The sequence below is a fragment of the Glutamicibacter sp. NPDC055354 genome (genome assembly GCF_053644955.1).
In genome coordinates, this window is sequence record NZ_JBSHMB010000001.1 from 20,335 (window position 1) to 36,327 (window position 15,993).

17 protein-coding genes and 1 tRNA gene are annotated in these 15,993 nt (G+C 63.7%); 13 read left to right on the plus strand and 5 right to left on the minus strand.

Annotation, left to right across the window (positions count from 1 at the left end; translation table 11 throughout):
- Window positions 1-81 precede the first annotated feature (81 nt).
- The 3 genes from ACWICV_RS00100 (at window position 82) to ACWICV_RS00110 (ending at window position 2,560) form a co-directional block, all read left to right on the plus strand.
- Window positions 82-1,380, plus strand: coding sequence for a cation:dicarboxylate symporter family transporter (locus ACWICV_RS00100; protein ID WP_105659041.1), 1,299 nt, complete (start codon window positions 82-84; stop codon window positions 1,378-1,380).
- Between the two features lie 115 nt (window positions 1,381-1,495).
- A complete protein-coding gene (locus ACWICV_RS00105) occupies window positions 1,496-2,107 on the plus strand; it encodes a DUF459 domain-containing protein (RefSeq protein ID WP_400290606.1) in 612 nt (203 codons plus the stop codon).
- A gap of 9 nt (window positions 2,108-2,116) precedes the next feature.
- The gene (locus ACWICV_RS00110; RefSeq protein ID WP_332595002.1) at window positions 2,117-2,560 is read left to right on the plus strand and encodes a cytidine deaminase family protein; all 444 of its coding nucleotides are present in this window, start codon (window positions 2,117-2,119) and stop codon (window positions 2,558-2,560) included.
- Window positions 2,561-2,576: 16 nt separating this feature from the next.
- Here ACWICV_RS00110 and ACWICV_RS00115 read toward each other — a convergent pair whose 3' ends face one another.
- The 3 genes from ACWICV_RS00115 to ACWICV_RS00125 form a co-directional block, all read right to left on the minus strand.
- Window positions 2,577-2,927 (minus strand): VOC family protein, encoded by a 351-nt coding sequence (locus tag ACWICV_RS00115; protein WP_105659044.1) that lies wholly within the window; start codon window positions 2,925-2,927, stop codon window positions 2,577-2,579.
- A gap of 69 nt (window positions 2,928-2,996) precedes the next feature.
- Complete coding sequence (locus ACWICV_RS00120; RefSeq protein ID WP_400290988.1) at window positions 2,997-3,167, minus strand: maleylpyruvate isomerase N-terminal domain-containing protein; 171 nt, start codon at window positions 3,165-3,167, stop codon at window positions 2,997-2,999.
- Window positions 3,168-3,211: 44 nt separating this feature from the next.
- Window positions 3,212-3,583 carry a hypothetical protein gene (locus ACWICV_RS00125; RefSeq protein WP_400290610.1) on the minus strand — a complete coding sequence of 124 codons (372 nt, stop codon included), beginning with the start codon at window positions 3,581-3,583 and terminating at the stop codon, window positions 3,212-3,214.
- Window positions 3,584-3,769: 186 nt separating this feature from the next.
- Here ACWICV_RS00125 and ACWICV_RS00130 point away from each other — a divergent pair, with 186 nt between their 5' ends.
- From ACWICV_RS00130 to abc-f, 10 genes are all read left to right on the plus strand, one after another.
- Window positions 3,770-4,666: a ParA family protein gene (locus tag ACWICV_RS00130; RefSeq protein ID WP_013348536.1), complete on the plus strand. Its 897-nt coding sequence runs from the start codon at window positions 3,770-3,772 to the stop codon at window positions 4,664-4,666.
- Window positions 4,666-5,568 (plus strand): segregation and condensation protein A, encoded by a 903-nt coding sequence (locus ACWICV_RS00135; RefSeq protein WP_454090954.1) that lies wholly within the window; start codon window positions 4,666-4,668, stop codon window positions 5,566-5,568. The genes ACWICV_RS00130 and ACWICV_RS00135 overlap by 1 nt, the downstream gene beginning before the upstream one ends.
- A complete protein-coding gene (gene scpB, locus ACWICV_RS00140; RefSeq protein ID WP_105659047.1) occupies window positions 5,561-6,151 on the plus strand; it encodes an SMC-Scp complex subunit ScpB in 591 nt (196 codons plus the stop codon). Before ACWICV_RS00135 ends, scpB begins: the two co-directional genes overlap by 8 nt.
- Before the next feature lie 101 nt (window positions 6,152-6,252).
- On the plus strand, window positions 6,253-7,362 hold the full coding sequence (locus ACWICV_RS00145; protein ID WP_332502657.1) for a pseudouridine synthase: 1,110 nt from the start codon (window positions 6,253-6,255) through the stop codon (window positions 7,360-7,362).
- Between the two features lie 3 nt (window positions 7,363-7,365).
- Window positions 7,366-8,466 (plus strand): prephenate dehydrogenase, encoded by a 1,101-nt coding sequence (locus ACWICV_RS00150; protein WP_454090953.1) that lies wholly within the window; start codon window positions 7,366-7,368, stop codon window positions 8,464-8,466.
- A complete protein-coding gene (gene cmk / locus ACWICV_RS00155) occupies window positions 8,448-9,143 on the plus strand; it encodes a (d)CMP kinase (protein WP_454090952.1) in 696 nt (231 codons plus the stop codon). The genes ACWICV_RS00150 and cmk overlap by 19 nt, the downstream gene beginning before the upstream one ends.
- Window positions 9,144-9,208: 65 nt before the next feature.
- Window positions 9,209-10,741 carry a ribosome biogenesis GTPase Der gene (gene der / locus ACWICV_RS00160; RefSeq protein WP_105659051.1) on the plus strand — a complete coding sequence of 511 codons (1,533 nt, stop codon included), beginning with the start codon at window positions 9,209-9,211 and terminating at the stop codon, window positions 10,739-10,741.
- A gap of 101 nt (window positions 10,742-10,842) precedes the next feature.
- Window positions 10,843-10,916 (plus strand) — tRNA-Pro (locus tag ACWICV_RS00165).
- A gap of 100 nt (window positions 10,917-11,016) precedes the next feature.
- Entirely contained in the window at window positions 11,017-11,859 is an 843-nt protein-coding gene (locus tag ACWICV_RS00170; protein ID WP_454090951.1) for a PhzF family phenazine biosynthesis protein, read from the plus strand.
- 209 nt (window positions 11,860-12,068) lie between these two features.
- Window positions 12,069-13,775, plus strand: coding sequence for a ribosomal protection-like ABC-F family protein (gene abc-f / locus ACWICV_RS00175; protein ID WP_454090950.1), 1,707 nt, complete (start codon window positions 12,069-12,071; stop codon window positions 13,773-13,775).
- Here abc-f and ACWICV_RS00180 read toward each other — a convergent pair.
- Together ACWICV_RS00180 and ACWICV_RS00185 are read right to left on the minus strand one after the other, a co-directional pair.
- Entirely contained in the window at window positions 13,768-15,174 is a 1,407-nt protein-coding gene (locus ACWICV_RS00180; RefSeq protein WP_454090949.1) for an FAD-binding oxidoreductase, read from the minus strand. The genes abc-f and ACWICV_RS00180 overlap by 8 nt on opposite strands.
- A complete protein-coding gene (locus tag ACWICV_RS00185; RefSeq protein ID WP_454090948.1) occupies window positions 15,171-15,926 on the minus strand; it encodes an SDR family oxidoreductase in 756 nt (251 codons plus the stop codon). Before ACWICV_RS00185 ends, ACWICV_RS00180 begins: the two co-directional genes overlap by 4 nt.
- Window positions 15,927-15,993 lie beyond the last annotated feature (67 nt).

The window sequence follows — 15,993 nt, forward strand, 5'->3', positions numbered from 1 at the left end:
GGATACAGAACGATTCTACGTAATGCCGGCTGTGCAAGGGTGCACGGTTCGGTTCCATGCGCTCACAAGGGTAGGACTACCATGGCTGTCACAGACCAGATGCCGCCGGCAGGCAATTCGCCGCAGGCCGGAACGAAGAAGAAAGACAAGACCCACTGGCTGTACATCATGGTGATTGCCGCCGTGGTGCTCGGCGCAGCGGTCGGCCTGTTGGCCCCGGAGGTGGGCAAGGCCCTCAAGCCCCTGGGCACCGGATTCGTCGCACTGATCAAGATGCTGATCGGTCCAGTCATCTTCTGCACCATCGTCCTGGGCGTTGGTTCCATTGCCAAGGCGGCAACCGTCGGCAAGGTCGGCGGCCTGGCGCTGCTGTACTTCATCACCATGTCCACCTTTGCGCTGGCCATCGGCCTGGTCGTCGGCAACATCATCCACCCGGGTTCGGGGCTGAAGCTCGAGCCGTACGAGTCGGGATCCGGCGGCGGGGAGAACTCCACCGTGGCCTTCCTGCTGGAAATGATTCCGGGCGACATCCCCGTGCTGCCGACCCTGGTGCTGGCCCTGCTGGTCGGCTTCGCGCTGCAGTCCATGGGCAAGTCCGGCGAGCCTGTGCTCAACGCAGTCAAGCACATCCAGGCGGTGGTCTTCCGCCTGATGATGATGATCATGTGGGCTGCCCCGATCGGTGCCTTCGGTGCCATTGCCGCAGTGGTCGGTGCTACCGGCTGGGCCGCCATCGGCTCGATGGCGATCCTCATGGGTGCCTTCTACGTCACCTGCGCGCTCTTCATCGTCGTCGTCCTCGGTTCCCTGTTGCGCCTGGTCACCGGCCTGAACATCTTCTTGCTGCTGAAGTACCTGGCTCGCGAATACCTGCTGATCTTCTCCACCTCATCCTCCGAGTCGGCACTGCCGCGCCTGATCGCCAAGATGGAGCACGCAGGGGTGTCCAAGCCCGTCGTGGGCATCACCGTGCCTACCGGCTACTCCTTCAACCTCGATGGCACCGCCATCTACCTGACCATGGCGGCACTCTTCGTCTCAACGGCCATGGGCATGCCCATGAGCCTGAGCGAGCAGATCGGCCTGCTGGTCTTCATGATCATCGCTTCCAAGGGCGCAGCCGGCGTGACCGGCGCCGGCCTGGCCACCCTGGCAGCCGGCCTGCAGTCGCACCGCCCGGAACTGCTGGACGGCATGGGCGTGATCGTGGGCATCGACAAGTTCATGTCCGAGGCCCGCGCGCTGACCAACTTCACCGGCAACGCCGTGGCAACCTTGCTGATCGGCAAGTGGACCAGGGAGATCGACATGGACCAGGCCAAGGCCGTACTGGCGGGCAGCCTTCCATTCGACGAGAGCAGCGTCGAAGGCCACTAGGACCTTGCTGGAAATCCGTTATCCGACACGTTCGGGTAACGGATTTTCTGCGTCTGGGCGCCTTTGGCAAGATAGGGCCTAGCCGGGCGCAGCAGCCAGCAGGCGGAAAGGCATCATGGGTTCAGCGGTACGAGTGTGCTTTGTCGGCGATTCCTTCGTCGCAGGAGTCGGCGATGAAACCCATCGCGGATGGGCGGGGCGGCTGGTCGCCCGGGGAATCGAACGGGGCCATGGGCTCACCGGCTACAACCTCGGTGTTCGCGGCGATACCAGCGCCATGATCCGGCAGCGATTCGAAGCTGAATGCGCCGCACGCTTTCCGCCAGGGGATTACGCGCCAGGCGTGGTGCTCTGCTTCGGGGTCAACGACGTGATCCGCTGGGACGCGAAGCCGCGGGTGGCCGCCGGAGAACGGATCCAGAACCTCGAGGCCATCCTGGATGCGGCAAAGGAACGCAATTGGCCGGTTCTCATGATCGGTCCGCCGCCGATCGCCGATGATGCATTGAACGCGGAACTGCGCGAGCTGGATGCGCAAATGCGGGCACGGTGCGCGTCGAGGAATGTGCCTTATCTAAGCGTGTTCGGGGATCTCGCGGGACATGAGCTGTGGCGCCGCCAAGTGGCCGCCGATGATGGAGCGCACCCGCGCGCAGCAGGATACGACCTGCTGGCGGAGATGGCCAGCCAGGCTTGGGACCCGTGGCTTGCGGAACTGGGCAGCTAGGCTGGAGCAATGAACGGGACACCGCACCGGCAGCAGTATCGTGCACTGGCAGACGCCGAGGAAGAACTGGTCGAACTCGCCCGGCGGACCATTGAGGCAGCAACCGACGCGCCCGATGGCGGCGACGGGGTGCACACCATGGGTGCCGCGGTGCTGGCTGCCGACGGCGCCATGCACGCGGGCGTGAATTTCTACCACTTCACCGGAGGCCCGTGTGCAGAGCTGGTGGCCTTCGGTGCGGCCCGTGCGGCCGGGGCAAGGGATCCGCAGGTGGTGGTGGCGGTGGGCAACCAGGGGCGCGGCATCAAAAGCCCGTGCGGGCGCTGCCGCCAGGTGATGGCTGATAGCTATCCGTGGCTGCGGGTCATCGTCGATACCCCGCACGGGGCGCGCAGCATCGGCATTCGCGAGCTGCTGCCGTTGTCTTTCGACTGGTTGGCCGAGCAAGCCTGAGAGCCTGATGCCCGGCTCAGCGCGAGAGGCCGGGCAAGGGCGAAGCGAGCACCACCCGGTTGCCGTCGGGATCCTGCAGCTGCACGATCCGTGCTCCGCCGCCAGGCTGCGGGCCGTGATGCCCGATGCCCGCATCCAGCAGGCGCGCGGCCTGCGCGTCGAGGTCGGCCACTTCCAGGACCAGCGTGCTGTATCCGGCACGGTCGGGCTCCGCGAAGACCTGGACTCCGAATCCCGGGGCCAGATGCCATTCGAGCAGCCCGTCCATGGGCCGCTGGTCCGGCGCCCGGTTGAAGAGCCGCGCGTACCAGTGCTCGGCCCGGGCCAAATTCGATACCGTGCAATTGCTGAGCATTCCCGTGAACATCTGCCTCGCCCCTTATGCCGCCGGATGCCGGCGCGTGTGGAACCATTCGACCACCGGAATGCGCCAGGATCAAGAACTTATCCGAATAGCCAACGGATGATCGGGCTGGGCACCAGGGCGCTGCCCAGCCGGGGACTCCACGGCAGGATCACCCTCCAGTGCCTGGCCGGTGGCTAGGGCCAGATCGCAGAGGTGGTCAAGCAGTTCGCGTACCGTCCAAGCGGTGCATGGCGCGGGAATCCTGGTTCATGATGATTCCGGTTTTCGGCCCAGAAGCACGCAGGTCAGTGGCCGGCCGCGGTGTGCAGGCGCGGGCCGAACTGGACCTCATGATCCAGAGCCATCAGCTCGTTGATCGACGCGTGCAGCTGTTGCGCAGCGAGAATCGACTGGATGTACTCCCAATAAGCATGCAGCTCCTCGGCCCGTCTCCACCCCGGTGCCGGTTCATCCGGGCCCACCACAACCAACGCGGTTTCGCGGATTCCGGCCGGCGTCACCTGCGCCCATTCTTCGCTGCTGGACCATCCGCGGTCGTCGAGCACCACGATGAATTGCCCGTCGTCCAGTTGGGCCTGGAGGAGCACACGGACCCTTGCCTGCTTGCTGCCTGGCTCGGCTTCCGCCCAGCTGGCGAGCTTTTCAATGGTGCGCATCGCGCCCTTCCCGTAAATGCCAGATTGCGTTCAGCTCGCATACAACATTAGAGCTAAGGTTCAAGGTAAAGGCTCGCCGTGGAAGAACCCAAAAAACCAAGATCTTTTGCTTCGACCGATAACCTTGAAAAGAGCTTACAGCTCGAAGAATCAGGTTTATCGAACGGGAAGTGTGGTTTACCCATCGTGAGCGAGGAACAGGGAAACAAGCACCGCGGAGCGGGGATGCTCAAGGAGCCTCGCCCAGTGGGTCCTACTGGCAAGCCATTGACAGATTTCCCCGTGCCAGCACCGTTGCCATCGCACGGCCCGGCACGCGTGATCGCCATGGTGAACCAGAAGGGCGGCGTCGGCAAGACCACCTCCACCATCAATCTCGCCGCCGCGCTCGCCGAGTACGGCCGCAAGGTGCTGCTGGTGGACTTCGACCCGCAGGGCGCGCTGTCTGCCGGCTTCGGAACCAACCCGCATGAAATGGACATCACCGTCTACAACGTGCTGATGGACCGCAAGGTGAAGATCACCGACGCCATCGTGAAGACCGACGTCGAGAACATCGATCTGCTGCCAGCCAACATCGATTTGTCCGCAGCCGAGGTGCAGCTGGTCAACGAGGTCGCCCGCGAGCAGGTGCTGGAACGTGCGCTGCGCAATGTCATCGACGACTACGATGTGGTGCTCATCGACTGCCAGCCATCGCTGGGCCTGCTGACCATCAACGCGCTCACCGCCGCCCATGGCGTGATCATCCCGCTGACCGCAGAGTTCTTTGCGCTGCGTGCGGTGGCATTGCTGATGGAAACCATCGACAAGGTCAAGGACCGGCTGAACCAAGTGCTGGAGTTGGACGGCGTGGTGGCCACCATGTACGACGCCCGCACCCTGCACAGCCGCGAGGTCATCACCCGGCTGGATGAGGCCTTCGGCGACAAGCTCTTCGAGACCGTCATCAAGCGCACCATCAAGTTCGCCGACGCGAACGTGGCCGCCGAACCGATTACTTCCTACGCCGCCAACCACCCGGGCGCTGAGGCCTACCGCAACCTCGCCCGCGAACTGATTTGGCGTGGTGGTGCCCCGTAATGAGCGCCACGCTCAGCGAAGAAGCCGCCACCGATTCCACCACGCCAGCAGGAGCTGAGCAGGAATCGGCTGGCGGTTTTCGCCTTGCCCTGCAGAATTTCAACGGGCCCTTCGATGTGCTGCTGCACCTGATTACCAAACGCGAGCTGGATATTACCGAGGTCGCGTTGGCAGAGGTCACCGACGAATTCATCGCCTACCTGCGCGAGCTGCAAGCCACCAGTGCCGCCGAGGGGAGCGACGGGATGAGGGTGCTCGATGAAACCACCGAATTCCTCGTGGTCGCCTCCACGCTGCTGGATTTGAAGGCGGCCCGCTTGCTGCCGCGCGGCGAAATGGCCGATGAGGAGGACTTCGAGCTGCTCGAAACCCGCGACCTGCTTTTCGCGCGGCTGCTGCAGTACAAGGCCTTCAAGCAGGCCGCCGAGTTCTTGGGCGAACGCTACGGAATCGAGGGAGCGCGCCATCCCCGCGAAGTCTCGCTGGAACCGCAGTTCGCGGCCCTGCTGCCGGAACTGGTGTTCAGCATCGGGCCGGACGCCTTGGCCGCGATGGCGGCCAAGGCGCTGGCGCCGAAGCCGGAACCGGAAACAGAGGTCGGCATCGGGCACCTGCACGGGGCGAACGTCACCATTGCCGAGGAAGCAGATGCGATCACCGCCCTGCTCGAAGCCCGCGGCACGCTGGCATTCACCGAGCTGGTGGCAGACGCGGATGCGCAGCTGGTGGTGGTCGTGCGTTTTCTGGCATTGTTGGAGATGTTCAGGCAGAAAGCCATTAGCTTTGCGCAGGAAGATCCGCTCGGCCCGCTGCTGATCTCGCTGGTCCAGGAGTCCAGTTTCGATGCGCAGGCCGTGCAAGACGACTACGAGGGGAGTGCTGGTGAGGTGGATCATGAGTGAGATTGCACCCATTGACCAGCTGCCAGGAGGCCTGGAATCGGGCCTTGAAGCGGTGCTGATGGTCGCCGATATCCCCGTATCTTCGGCGCGTTTGGCCGAAATCTTCGAAGTCCCCACCGCCAGGGTTGCCGCCGCTTTGGAGACCCTTGCTACCGAGTATGATAGTAAGGATCGCCCGCGCGGATTTGAACTGCGTCGCGTCGCCTCCGGGTGGCGCTTCTATTCGCGGGCCGATTACGCCGATTTCGTCTCCAGTTATGTGCTCGACGGGCAGACAGCACGCCTGTCACAGGCCGCCCTAGAAACCCTGGCTGTCATCGCTTACCGACAGCCGGTCTCGCGTGGACGTATTTCGGCGATTCGAGGTGTCAACGTCGATTCAGTGGTGCGCACGCTGCTCACCCGCGGATTGATCACGGAGTATCCGGAAGTTGGGGATGGCGGAGCGACGCTGTACCAAACCACTGAATACTTCCTGGAACGACTGGGACTGGGCTCGCTTGATGAGTTGCCTGCGCTGTCCCCGTATCTTCCCGGGGTGGCCGACCTCGAATCGCTCGATTCGGCAACCTACGACGACTAGGTAGCTGCCAGCCGGCAGCTACAACGGACCAACCACGCGTGAAGCCCCAAGACTGGCGGGCTCGCGCAGCGAACACGTAACAGCAAGGGACACAGGCAAGCATGAGCAGGGGACCATCCTCAGGCCGCAACGATCGCGGCAACAATTCAAACTTCGGCGGCAAGCCAGCAGGCGGCCGCGGCAAGTCCGGCGGCAAGGCCTACGGCAAGCCAGGCGGTGCAGGCCGCACCGGTGGCAAGTCCTTCGGCGAGAAGCCATTCGGCGAGAAGCCGTATGGCAAGTCCGCCTCGGGCAAGCCAGGGGAAAAGTCGAATTCGGCCAAGCGCAACACCGCAGCACCGCGCAAGAACTCCGAGCGTGCTTTCGGCAAGGAACGCTTCGGCAACTCCGTGCCGACCAACTATGCGCGCCCGACCCAGCGCGCCCGCGCCCAGGCTCGTGCCGAAAGCCAGGCAGCTCGCGAGATCAACGGCGAGCAGCAGGACGGCATCCGCCTGCAGAAGGCCATGGCCAACGCCGGGGTGGCCTCGCGCCGCGTCTGCGAGGAGATGATCCTCGAAGGCCGCGTCGAGGTCAACGGCAACCTGGTCGTCGAGCTGGGTTCGCGCGTGGATCCAGCCAAGGACCGCATCCACGTCGATGGCATGCGCATCCAGATGAACCAGGCAAACCGCTACTTCGTCTTCAACAAGCCGAAGCACGTGATGTGCACCATGGATGACCCGGAGGGCCGCCGCACCATCGCCGACTACTTCAAGAACGAGCACCACTCGCTGCGCTTGTTCCACGTTGGCCGACTGGACTACAAGACCGAAGGCGTCTTGATCCTGACCAACGACGGCGAGCTGGCCAACCGCCTGCAGCACCCGAAGTACGAAGTCCCCAAGACCTACCTGGTGCAGATCCCCGGTCCGCTGCCGCGTGCGGTGAGCAACCAGCTGCGCGAGGGAATCAAGCTCGAAGATGGCTGGATCAAGGTCGATGACCTGAAGATCATCGCCACCACCCCGAAGCACGTGATGGTCGAGGTGACCCTGCACTCGGGCCGCAACCGCATCGTGCGCCGCATGTTCGACGCCGTAGGCCACCCGGTCCAGCGCCTGGTGCGCGTTGCCGTGGGTCCGGTGCTGCTGGGCGACCAGAAGCAGGGCACCATCCGCTCCCTGGGCAACCAGGAAGTCGGGCACCTCATGGCCATGGTGGGGATGTAGCCCATGGCGTCTTCTCACCTTGCAGGCCCGGTGCTGGTCATCGGCACCGGCTTGCTGGGCACCTCGGTGGGATTGGGCCTGCGCGCCAAGGGCGTGCACGTCTACCTGTCGGATATTTCGCCAACCGCTGCCGGAGTAGCCCAGGACATTGGCGCCGGGGTGCTGCTGGAGCACCAGCAGATCGCCCCGGAACTGGTCGTGATCGGTGCTCCACCGGATGTCACCTCCGCCCTGGTGGGCGACGCGCTGCTGGCCTATCCGAACGCGACCGTGGTGGACATCGCCAGTGTCAAGGGCTCGATCCTGGCCGGCGTGCTGGCGGACGAGCGGCTGGGTGAGGCCGAGACGTCCCGCTATGTGGGGACGCACCCGATGGCGGGCCGGGAGAAGTCCGGACCGGCCGCGGCCCGTGGCGAATTGTTCACCTCCATGCCGTGGGTCATCTGCGCCCATGAAGGAGCGCAGGCTTCGCGGGTCAAGGCCGCCGAATCCCTGGCCATCGACCTGGGTGCGACCATGTACCGGATGAGCGTGGTCGAGCACGATGAGTCCGTCGCGCTGATCAGCCACTTCCCGCAAGCGGCCAGCTCGATGATCGCCTCGCGCCTGCTGAACGCCGAAAGCCACCAGCTGGCCTTGGCGGGCAACGGGCTGCGCGACACCACGCGCATCGCGGCCAGCGACGAGAAGCTCTGGATCCAGATCTTCTCGCACAATGCCGCCGCACTGGTGCCGATCCTGACCGGGATGAAGGAAGATCTGGACCGGCTGATCAGCACGCTGCAGAACCCGCAGGGCCCCGGCGCGCTGCTGGACCTCTCGCAGCTGATGACCGAGGGCAACGCCGGCAAGGCCCGGATTCCGGGCAAGCACGGTGCACCGCCGCAGGCGTTCGCGTTGGTCACCGTCGTGATCGATGACCGGCCGGGGCAGATCGCCCAGCTGCTGACCGAAATCGGCGACGCGCAGATCAACATCGAGGATTTGCGCATGGAGCACTCCGCAGGCCATCAGGTCGGCATGGTGGATGTTTCGGTCGTGCCCGGCCGGCGCGATGAATTGATAGATGTATTGACCAAGAACGGATGGAAGGTAGCCCAGTGAGCACCTTGAACAACGACAAGCTTGTTATTGCCATCGACGGCCCTAGCGGCTCGGGCAAGTCCTCGGTCTCCAAGGCCGTCGCCCGCAAGCTGGGCGCAGCCTACCTGGACACCGGTGCCATGTACCGTGCGATCACCTACTCGGTGCTCGCCGATGGCACCGATCTGTCCAACGCCGGGGCCATTGCCCAGGCCGTGCGCGATGCCAAGCTGTCCATCTCGGTCGATCCTGATGCTGAACTGGTTGAAATCGGCGGTGTGGACGTGACCGCGGCAATCCGCGAACCACGCATCTCCGAGCAGGTTTCCGCCGTTGCCACCAACCTGGACGCGCGTGCCGAACTGGTCCGCCGCCAGCAGGAAATCATTGCGGCCAACACCCGCATCGTGGCCGAAGGCCGCGACATCACCACCGTGGTCGCCCCGGATGCCGATGCGCGCATCCTGCTGACCGCATCGGAAGAAGCCCGCCTGCGCCGTCGCGGCCTGCAGCTGGGCGGAACGCAGAACGAGTCGCAGCTGGCTACCCAGGTGCTGGCCCGCGATGCGAAGGACTCCACCGTGGTGAACTTCACCCAGGCTGCCGACGGAGTCATGACCGTAGACTCCTCGGACCTGGATTTCGAGCAGACCATCGACGCAGTGCTTGACGCAGTCGGCACTGCAACGAAAAACTAGCCTAAAGCTGGTGCCCATCCTCGGCGAGAGCCGATGAAGATTACGATCGCTGTGAAGGGAAAATCATGAGCGAGAACAACTCCACCCACGACGAGGAATACATCCCCGTTGGAGACGACGATATCGCCGAGCGCCTGGCCGAACTGAGCGAGGAAGAGGCCGCGGTTCGCGCCCAGGCCCTGCTCAGCGGACTGGAAGACTACGAACTGGACGAAGAGGACTCCGCCCTGCTTGCAGGCCTGGATAGCTTCGATGACGATGATGAAGACGTTGTCATTCCGCCGGTCCTGGCTGTTATCGGACGACCTAACGTCGGCAAGTCCACCTTGGTCAACCGCATCCTGGGCCGCCGCGAAGCGGTAGTCGAGGATACCCCGGGCGTCACCCGCGACCGCGTGTCCTATTCCGCCGAGTGGGTGGGACGCCCATTCACCATCGTCGATACCGGTGGCTGGGAGCACGATGCCAAGGGCATCCACGCCTCGGTTGCCGACCAGGCCGAAATTGCCGCCGACGTCGCTGACGCCATCCTCTTCGTGGTCGACTCCCACGTGGGCGCGACCGCAACCGACGAGGCTGTGGTGAAGATGCTGCGCAAGAAGGGCAAGCCGGTCTTCCTAGTGGCCAACAAGGTCGACGACTTCAACCAGGAAGCCGAAGCCGCCGCGCTGTGGGGACTGGGATTCGGCCAGCCATGGCCAGTCTCGGCCCTGCACGGCCGCGGCACCGCCGACCTGCTGGACGCTGTCATGGAGAAAATGCCGGCCCATTCGGCTTTCGGCGGCATGATCCCATCGGGCGGTCCGCGCCGCATTGCGCTGATCGGCCGTCCGAATGTGGGCAAGTCCTCGCTGCTGAACAAGGTGGCCGGCTCCGAGCGCGTGGTTGTCGACGATCTGGCCGGCACCACCCGCGATCCCGTGGACGAACTTGTCGAGCTGGGCGGCGAAGTCTGGCGCTTCGTGGATACCGCCGGTATCCGCCGCCGCCAGCACATGGCCGTCGGCTCGGACTACTACGCGTCGCTGCGTACCCAGACGGCGCTGGAGAAGGCCGAAGTCGCCGTCATCCTGCTGGCTGCCAATGAAACCATCTCCGAGCAGGACGTGCGCATCATCCAGCTGGCCATCGAAGCCGGCCGCGCGATGGTCATCGTCTACAACAAGTGGGATGAGGTGGATGAGGATCGCCGCTACTACCTGGACCAGGAGATCGAGCGCGACCTTGCCCATATCGAGTGGGCACCGCGCGTGAACATCTCGGCGAAGACCGGCTGGCACAAGGACAAGCTCGTTCCCGCACTGAATACCGCGCTGGAATCCTGGGACAAGCGCATTCCAACGGGCAAGCTGAACGCCTTCCTGGGCGAACTTGTCGCAGCCCACCCGCACCCGGTGCGCGGCGGCAAGCAGCCACGCATCCTGTTCGGCACCCAGGCTTCGGCCCGTCCGCCGCGCTTCGTGCTGTTCACCACCGGCTTCCTGGATCCAGGCTACCGCCGCTTCATCACCCGGCGGCTGCGCGAAACCTTCGGTTTCGAAGGAAGCCCCATCGAGGTTTCGATGCGAATCCGCGAGCGTCGCGGACGCAATCGCTAAATTTCGAATTTAGCCCTTCACTTGGTGTAGGCTAATAAAGGAGCTTTTCGCAGACGGCACCCTTGGTTCTCACGACTTGGGGATAACGGCTGCGAGGGCATCGGGCTATGGCGCAGCTTGGTAGCGCGCCTCACTGGGGGTGAGGAGGTCGCAAGTTCAAATCTTGTTAGCCCGACGATCCAATCGGAAAACCCCGTCGAGAGTTTATCTCGGCGGGGTTTTGCCGTGCCTCCCCAGAATTCCACACCCACGGCGAAGATCCGGAAGATGGTCCAATGCAACGCAGATTCCAGCAGGTCGATGTCTTCAGCGCCACCCCGTACAAGGGCAACCCGCTAGGCGTGGTGCTCGACGGGCAGGGCCTGGATACCGAGTCGATGCAGGACTACTCGCTCTGGTCCAATCTCTCCGAGGTCACCTACGTACTGCCGGCCAGCGATGAGCGGGCCGATTACCGTTTCCGCATCTTTGCGCGCGAACGCGAATTCCCATTTGCCGGCCACCCTGCCTTGGGCACAGCGCGTGCCTGGCTGCATGCCGGGGGAGTGCCGCAGGATCCGAAGCAGCTGGTCGTCGAGTGCGAAGCTGGTTTGGTGCCGATCAGGATCGAAGGTGAAACGCTTTCCTTCGCTTCGCCGCCGGCTGTTCGAACCGGTGCAATTGCGCCGCACGAACTGAAGGAAATGATCCAGATCCTGGGCATTGAGCCCGAGCAGATTGTGGATTCGCAGTGGACGGACAACGGGCCGGGGTGGGCCGCAGTGCTGCTGGAAAACTCGCAGCAGGTTTTGGACATCGCACCGCGGATCCCCAATAGGCCAGGACGCTGGAAAATCGGGGTCTTCGGCGCACTGCCGCAGTCGTCGGCACCGGAAAAATTCGAAGTCCGAGCTCTGGCCATCGAAAACGGGGGCTTGCGCGAGGATCCGGTCACCGGAAGCCTGAATGGAGCGGCCACGCAATGGCTGATGGCCGCCGGGCACGCCACCGCGCCACTGGTCAACCGGCAGGGTGCGAAAGTCGGACGCGATGGGCATGTGCATCTGGACTTGGCCGACGGCCAGTTTTGGGTTGGCGGGGCCGCGAACGTCCTGATTGAGGGCATCATCGAGCTGTAGTGCGCAAAACCTTGCCTGTTGTGATGGCTTGGGCTTAGCCTTGAATGGTGGGAACGTTAATTCATGGAGTCCATTTCCTCTAGGCGGTAACCAGTGTCGAGCTTCGCTCCGCTGACGCCATCTTCATTGCACCTTTGTGGTGCCCGCCAACCACCAGCACCGCACCGGCCCTGATTACTCGGCGAACCGGTGCTAGGCAGGAAACTCCCATGACCCAGTCCCAAAATATCCACCAGTCTTCCCAGCATGAGCGCGAAACCGAACCGGACTACGTATGCTCATTGCAAGGCATCGCAGTCAGTTTCGGCGAACGGGATGTGCTGACCGGCATCGACCTTGCAATTTCCGGTACCGACCGCATCGCAGTACTTGGCGATAACGGTTCGGGAAAATCCACGCTGATGCGCGTGATTGCAGGGAATCTCGAACCCGACCACGGGCAGCGGAAGATGAACGCGCCCGGTGCCGTTGCCTACGCTGCGCAGAACCCGAGCTTCGCTGCGAACATGAGCGTGCAACAGGTGATCGATTCCTATCATCGGCGCTTCCGTGAACTGGAAGGCTTGATGCGCGTCGTTTCGGCCAAGCTCGAAGATGCTCCAGAACCTGTCGCCGAACGTTTGATGAAGCAGCTGCAGCAGGTTACCGACCTGTATGAGGCGGCCGACGGCTATTCGCTGGCTCCGCGCCTGGATAGCGCCTTGGAGCAGCTGGGCCTAGGAGATCTGGATCGCCAGCGCCTTGTGTCCCAACTTTCCGGTGGGCAGCGATCCCGGCTGTCGCTGGCCTGTGTCCTGTGTTCGGGTGCGCAATTGCTCCTGCTCGATGAACCAACGAACGACCTGGACGAGGCGGCCATGAACTGGCTGGAGCGCACCCTGGATAAGCATCGCGGTGCGCTGGTGCTGATCAGCCATGACCGGATGTTCCTCAAGCGTTTTGCCCGATCCATCGTGGAGGTTGCCGACGGGTCGGTCGCGCATTACGGCAATGGCTATGACGGTTATCTGCATGCCAAGGAGCAGGAGCGCATCGCGATCCGCGTCGCCTACGAAAATTGGGTGCAGGAGCTTGAGCGTTCACAGAACTTGGTTGATAAGTATGCTTCACGCGTCAGCGCCATTCCGCGCAAGCAGGAGAAATCCAGTTTTGGACATGGAAATTTCCGGGCCCGCGATTCCAGCCATGGGTCGACCTCCAAGATCCGCCAGGCAAAATCCCGAATCGAAGACCTCGAAACCCACCGGGCACCCGAGCCGGCTGCTGAGCTGTCCTTCTTGATGCCCGGCAGCACCCAGGACCAGGCAGGTGGCGAAACCTTGCTGCAGGTGATGAACGCCCGGCGCGGCTCGGATCCGAAACTGTCCACGCCACGCTTCGACATCAAGCTCGGCGAGCGCTGGCTAGTCACCGGCCCCAATGGTGCTGGCAAATCCACATTGCTCAAAATGCTCGCCGGAGAACTGGAATGCACCGAGGGGAAGATCGAGCGCGCTGCCAACTTGCACTGCGGTTGGCTCCGCCAGGAAGTCGGAATTTTTCCTGGCAGCACCCTGGTTGAAGCCTTCGCCGCGGCCACCGGCCAGTATGTCCAGGACGCCGGTGCGTCCCTGGCCCAGCTGGGCCTGTTTGCGCCGCAGGATTTCCTGCGGCACCCCATGGCGCTTTCGGTAGGCCAGCGCCGCCGCCTGGAACTGGCTATTGCGGTCAGCACCAAAGCGCAGATGCTGTTCCTGGACGAGCCGACGAACCATCTCTCACCGGCTTTGGTGGAGCAGCTGGAGTCAGCGCTGGCGGAATATCCGGGCACCGTGGTCACGGTCAGCCACGACCGGCGCTGGCAGCAGAAAATGCGCGAGCATTCGGTGGTGCATCGGCTCGGGGTGGAAGCAGGACGCGCCGAGCTGATCAGGTAGCGCTGGAGTTCTGGCTTCTCAAGTTCAGTCCGCCATCAAACAGGTGCTGCGGGTCAGTTCTCTCGGACAGGGCACGCAGCCGGGTTCCGGTCTGCCCAGGCCAGGCGAGCTCGGCAGCCGAACGGCGAACGTCCGAAGAGTAGGCGCCGTACGCGCCGGTGCCCAGAACCTGCAGGGCAGCGAACGACTGGTCCTGCTCGGCGATGCCCAACGGGTGGATCCAGGTAGCTGCCAGCACCTCTTGATGCCGCGACCCCCAGGCGGTGGCGTGGGCCGGAACCCGGGCTACGGCACCGCCCAAGGCCCGCAATTCGCCGACCAGGCTGGCCCGATGGGCCAATGACTGCGCCATGGCAGCGCCCAACTGCTCATCCGCCTGATCGACCAGGACATCACGCATTTTGATGCGCTGCTGACCGGCATGCGGCGAATTCGGGGCTGGCACGATCAGCGGATAAGGCACTAGCTCGGTGCGCGAATCGTGAAGTTGGGCCAGGCCCAGGGCCTCGCGCAAGACCGGTGCTGCCTGGTCCTGGCCATCGCCAGCCCAGACATTGCGCGCCTGAATTGCGTGCTGTCCATCGCCCAATGCCTGCACCATCAGGAAGCTTCCCAGCTCGTCAGGCGACTGGCGCACCCACTGGCCCCAATCAGCGGTGAATTGCGGCAGCGAATCGGTCAGGTAGGTCAGTTGCTGGTGGATGATGCTGGCGTCATCGGCGGCAGTTCGCAGATCGGTGGCCGTGAACTCGAAGGCCGTGACTACTCCGGCATGGGTCGCATCTCCGCGCACGGCCCAGAACAATTCGGACTCATGATCAGTGTCTACCCAGCGGATCGTTCCGTCGGCGGTGACCAATTTGGCCCGCACCATGGAGTCCAGCGTCAGTCCCTGCGAACGGGCGAAGTAGCCGACGCCGCCAGCCGTGGCCAGGCCGCCGACGCCGGTGTCGCCAAAGTTGCCGCTGCTGATGACCAGGTCTTCGGCGGCTAGCTGTCCGGCAATTTGTCCCCACGTGGCTCCGGCGCCCACCCGGACCAGGCCAAGTTGCGGATCGAGCATTTCGAAGTGCCGCAGGGCGGAAAGATCCAGGATGATGCCCCCGGTATTCGTCGAGGTGCCTGCGATGCCGTGGCCCCCTGAACGGATGCTGAATTCAACGCGGGTTCCCGATTGCTCTCGGAGCCGCGCTGCATAGAGCACCGTTTCCTGCACGTCCTGTTCGGTCCGGGCCTTGATGATCAGGGCCGGTGCGCCAACAGACATGTAGCTGGACCGTTCCATGGCATAGCCTGCCCGATGCTCGGTGATCGCGCGTGCGGCCAGCGTGCCCGGGAGTCCGGGCCAGCCGTCGGGCAGCACCAGGTCGTGCGATCGTGCTAGGCGGTTGGTGTTCATACTGCCAGTTCCTTCATCAGCTGCGCTGCGGCCTGCGTGGTGCGAAGCGTGTAGTGCGCCGAGGGGCGCTCGGGCCGGGCGGCCAGGGCCGCGGTGATCGAGCCGAGTTCTTCGTTGGTGATCCACTGCGGATCAACCCATGGGCGTTCGCGGGTTGCCACTGGTCCGAGCTCGTGGGCGAAGACGCGGCGCTGGGTTCCGGCTTCGGCGCTGAGCACCCGATGCATCATCAAGAGTCCCGCTTGTTCCATGTTGATGATCGATGCACCGGGAACCGGGGTCCTAGCGCTCCCGCCAAGGACCAGATGGTAGCTGCCTGCAGGCGCCAGCAGGGGGAGCCAGGCACGCACATTTGCGACATGGGCGGTGGACAGATCGAGGTTGAAGCGCCGCCATTCCGATTCGGTGACTTCCCACAGCGGCTTTCCCTGCCACCAGCCGCCGATAGCAGCGATCACATCGGTAACGTCCCCGAATTCGCCGGTGATGCGCTGGGCCATGTCGGTTGCTGCGGTGAAACTGGTGTACTCGCCCACGACCAATTCCAGATTCGCGGTGTCGATGTTCTCGAGACGGGCCAGCAGTTCCTTGCCGCGGTTTTCGGTGCGGGTAGGAATGATGACTTCGGCACAGGCGGCCAGCCAGGAACGGACGATGCCCTCGCCGACCCGGCCGGTTCTGCCGAGGATCACCACGCGGTGCGCGCTCAATGCCGGCTGTTTGGTGCCCAGTTTGCTGTCATTGGTGGTCATTTAGGTTCCATGCCTTTCATCCGTGTACTAGAATCAATTACTGTAACTACAGATACTTTGATCCTAT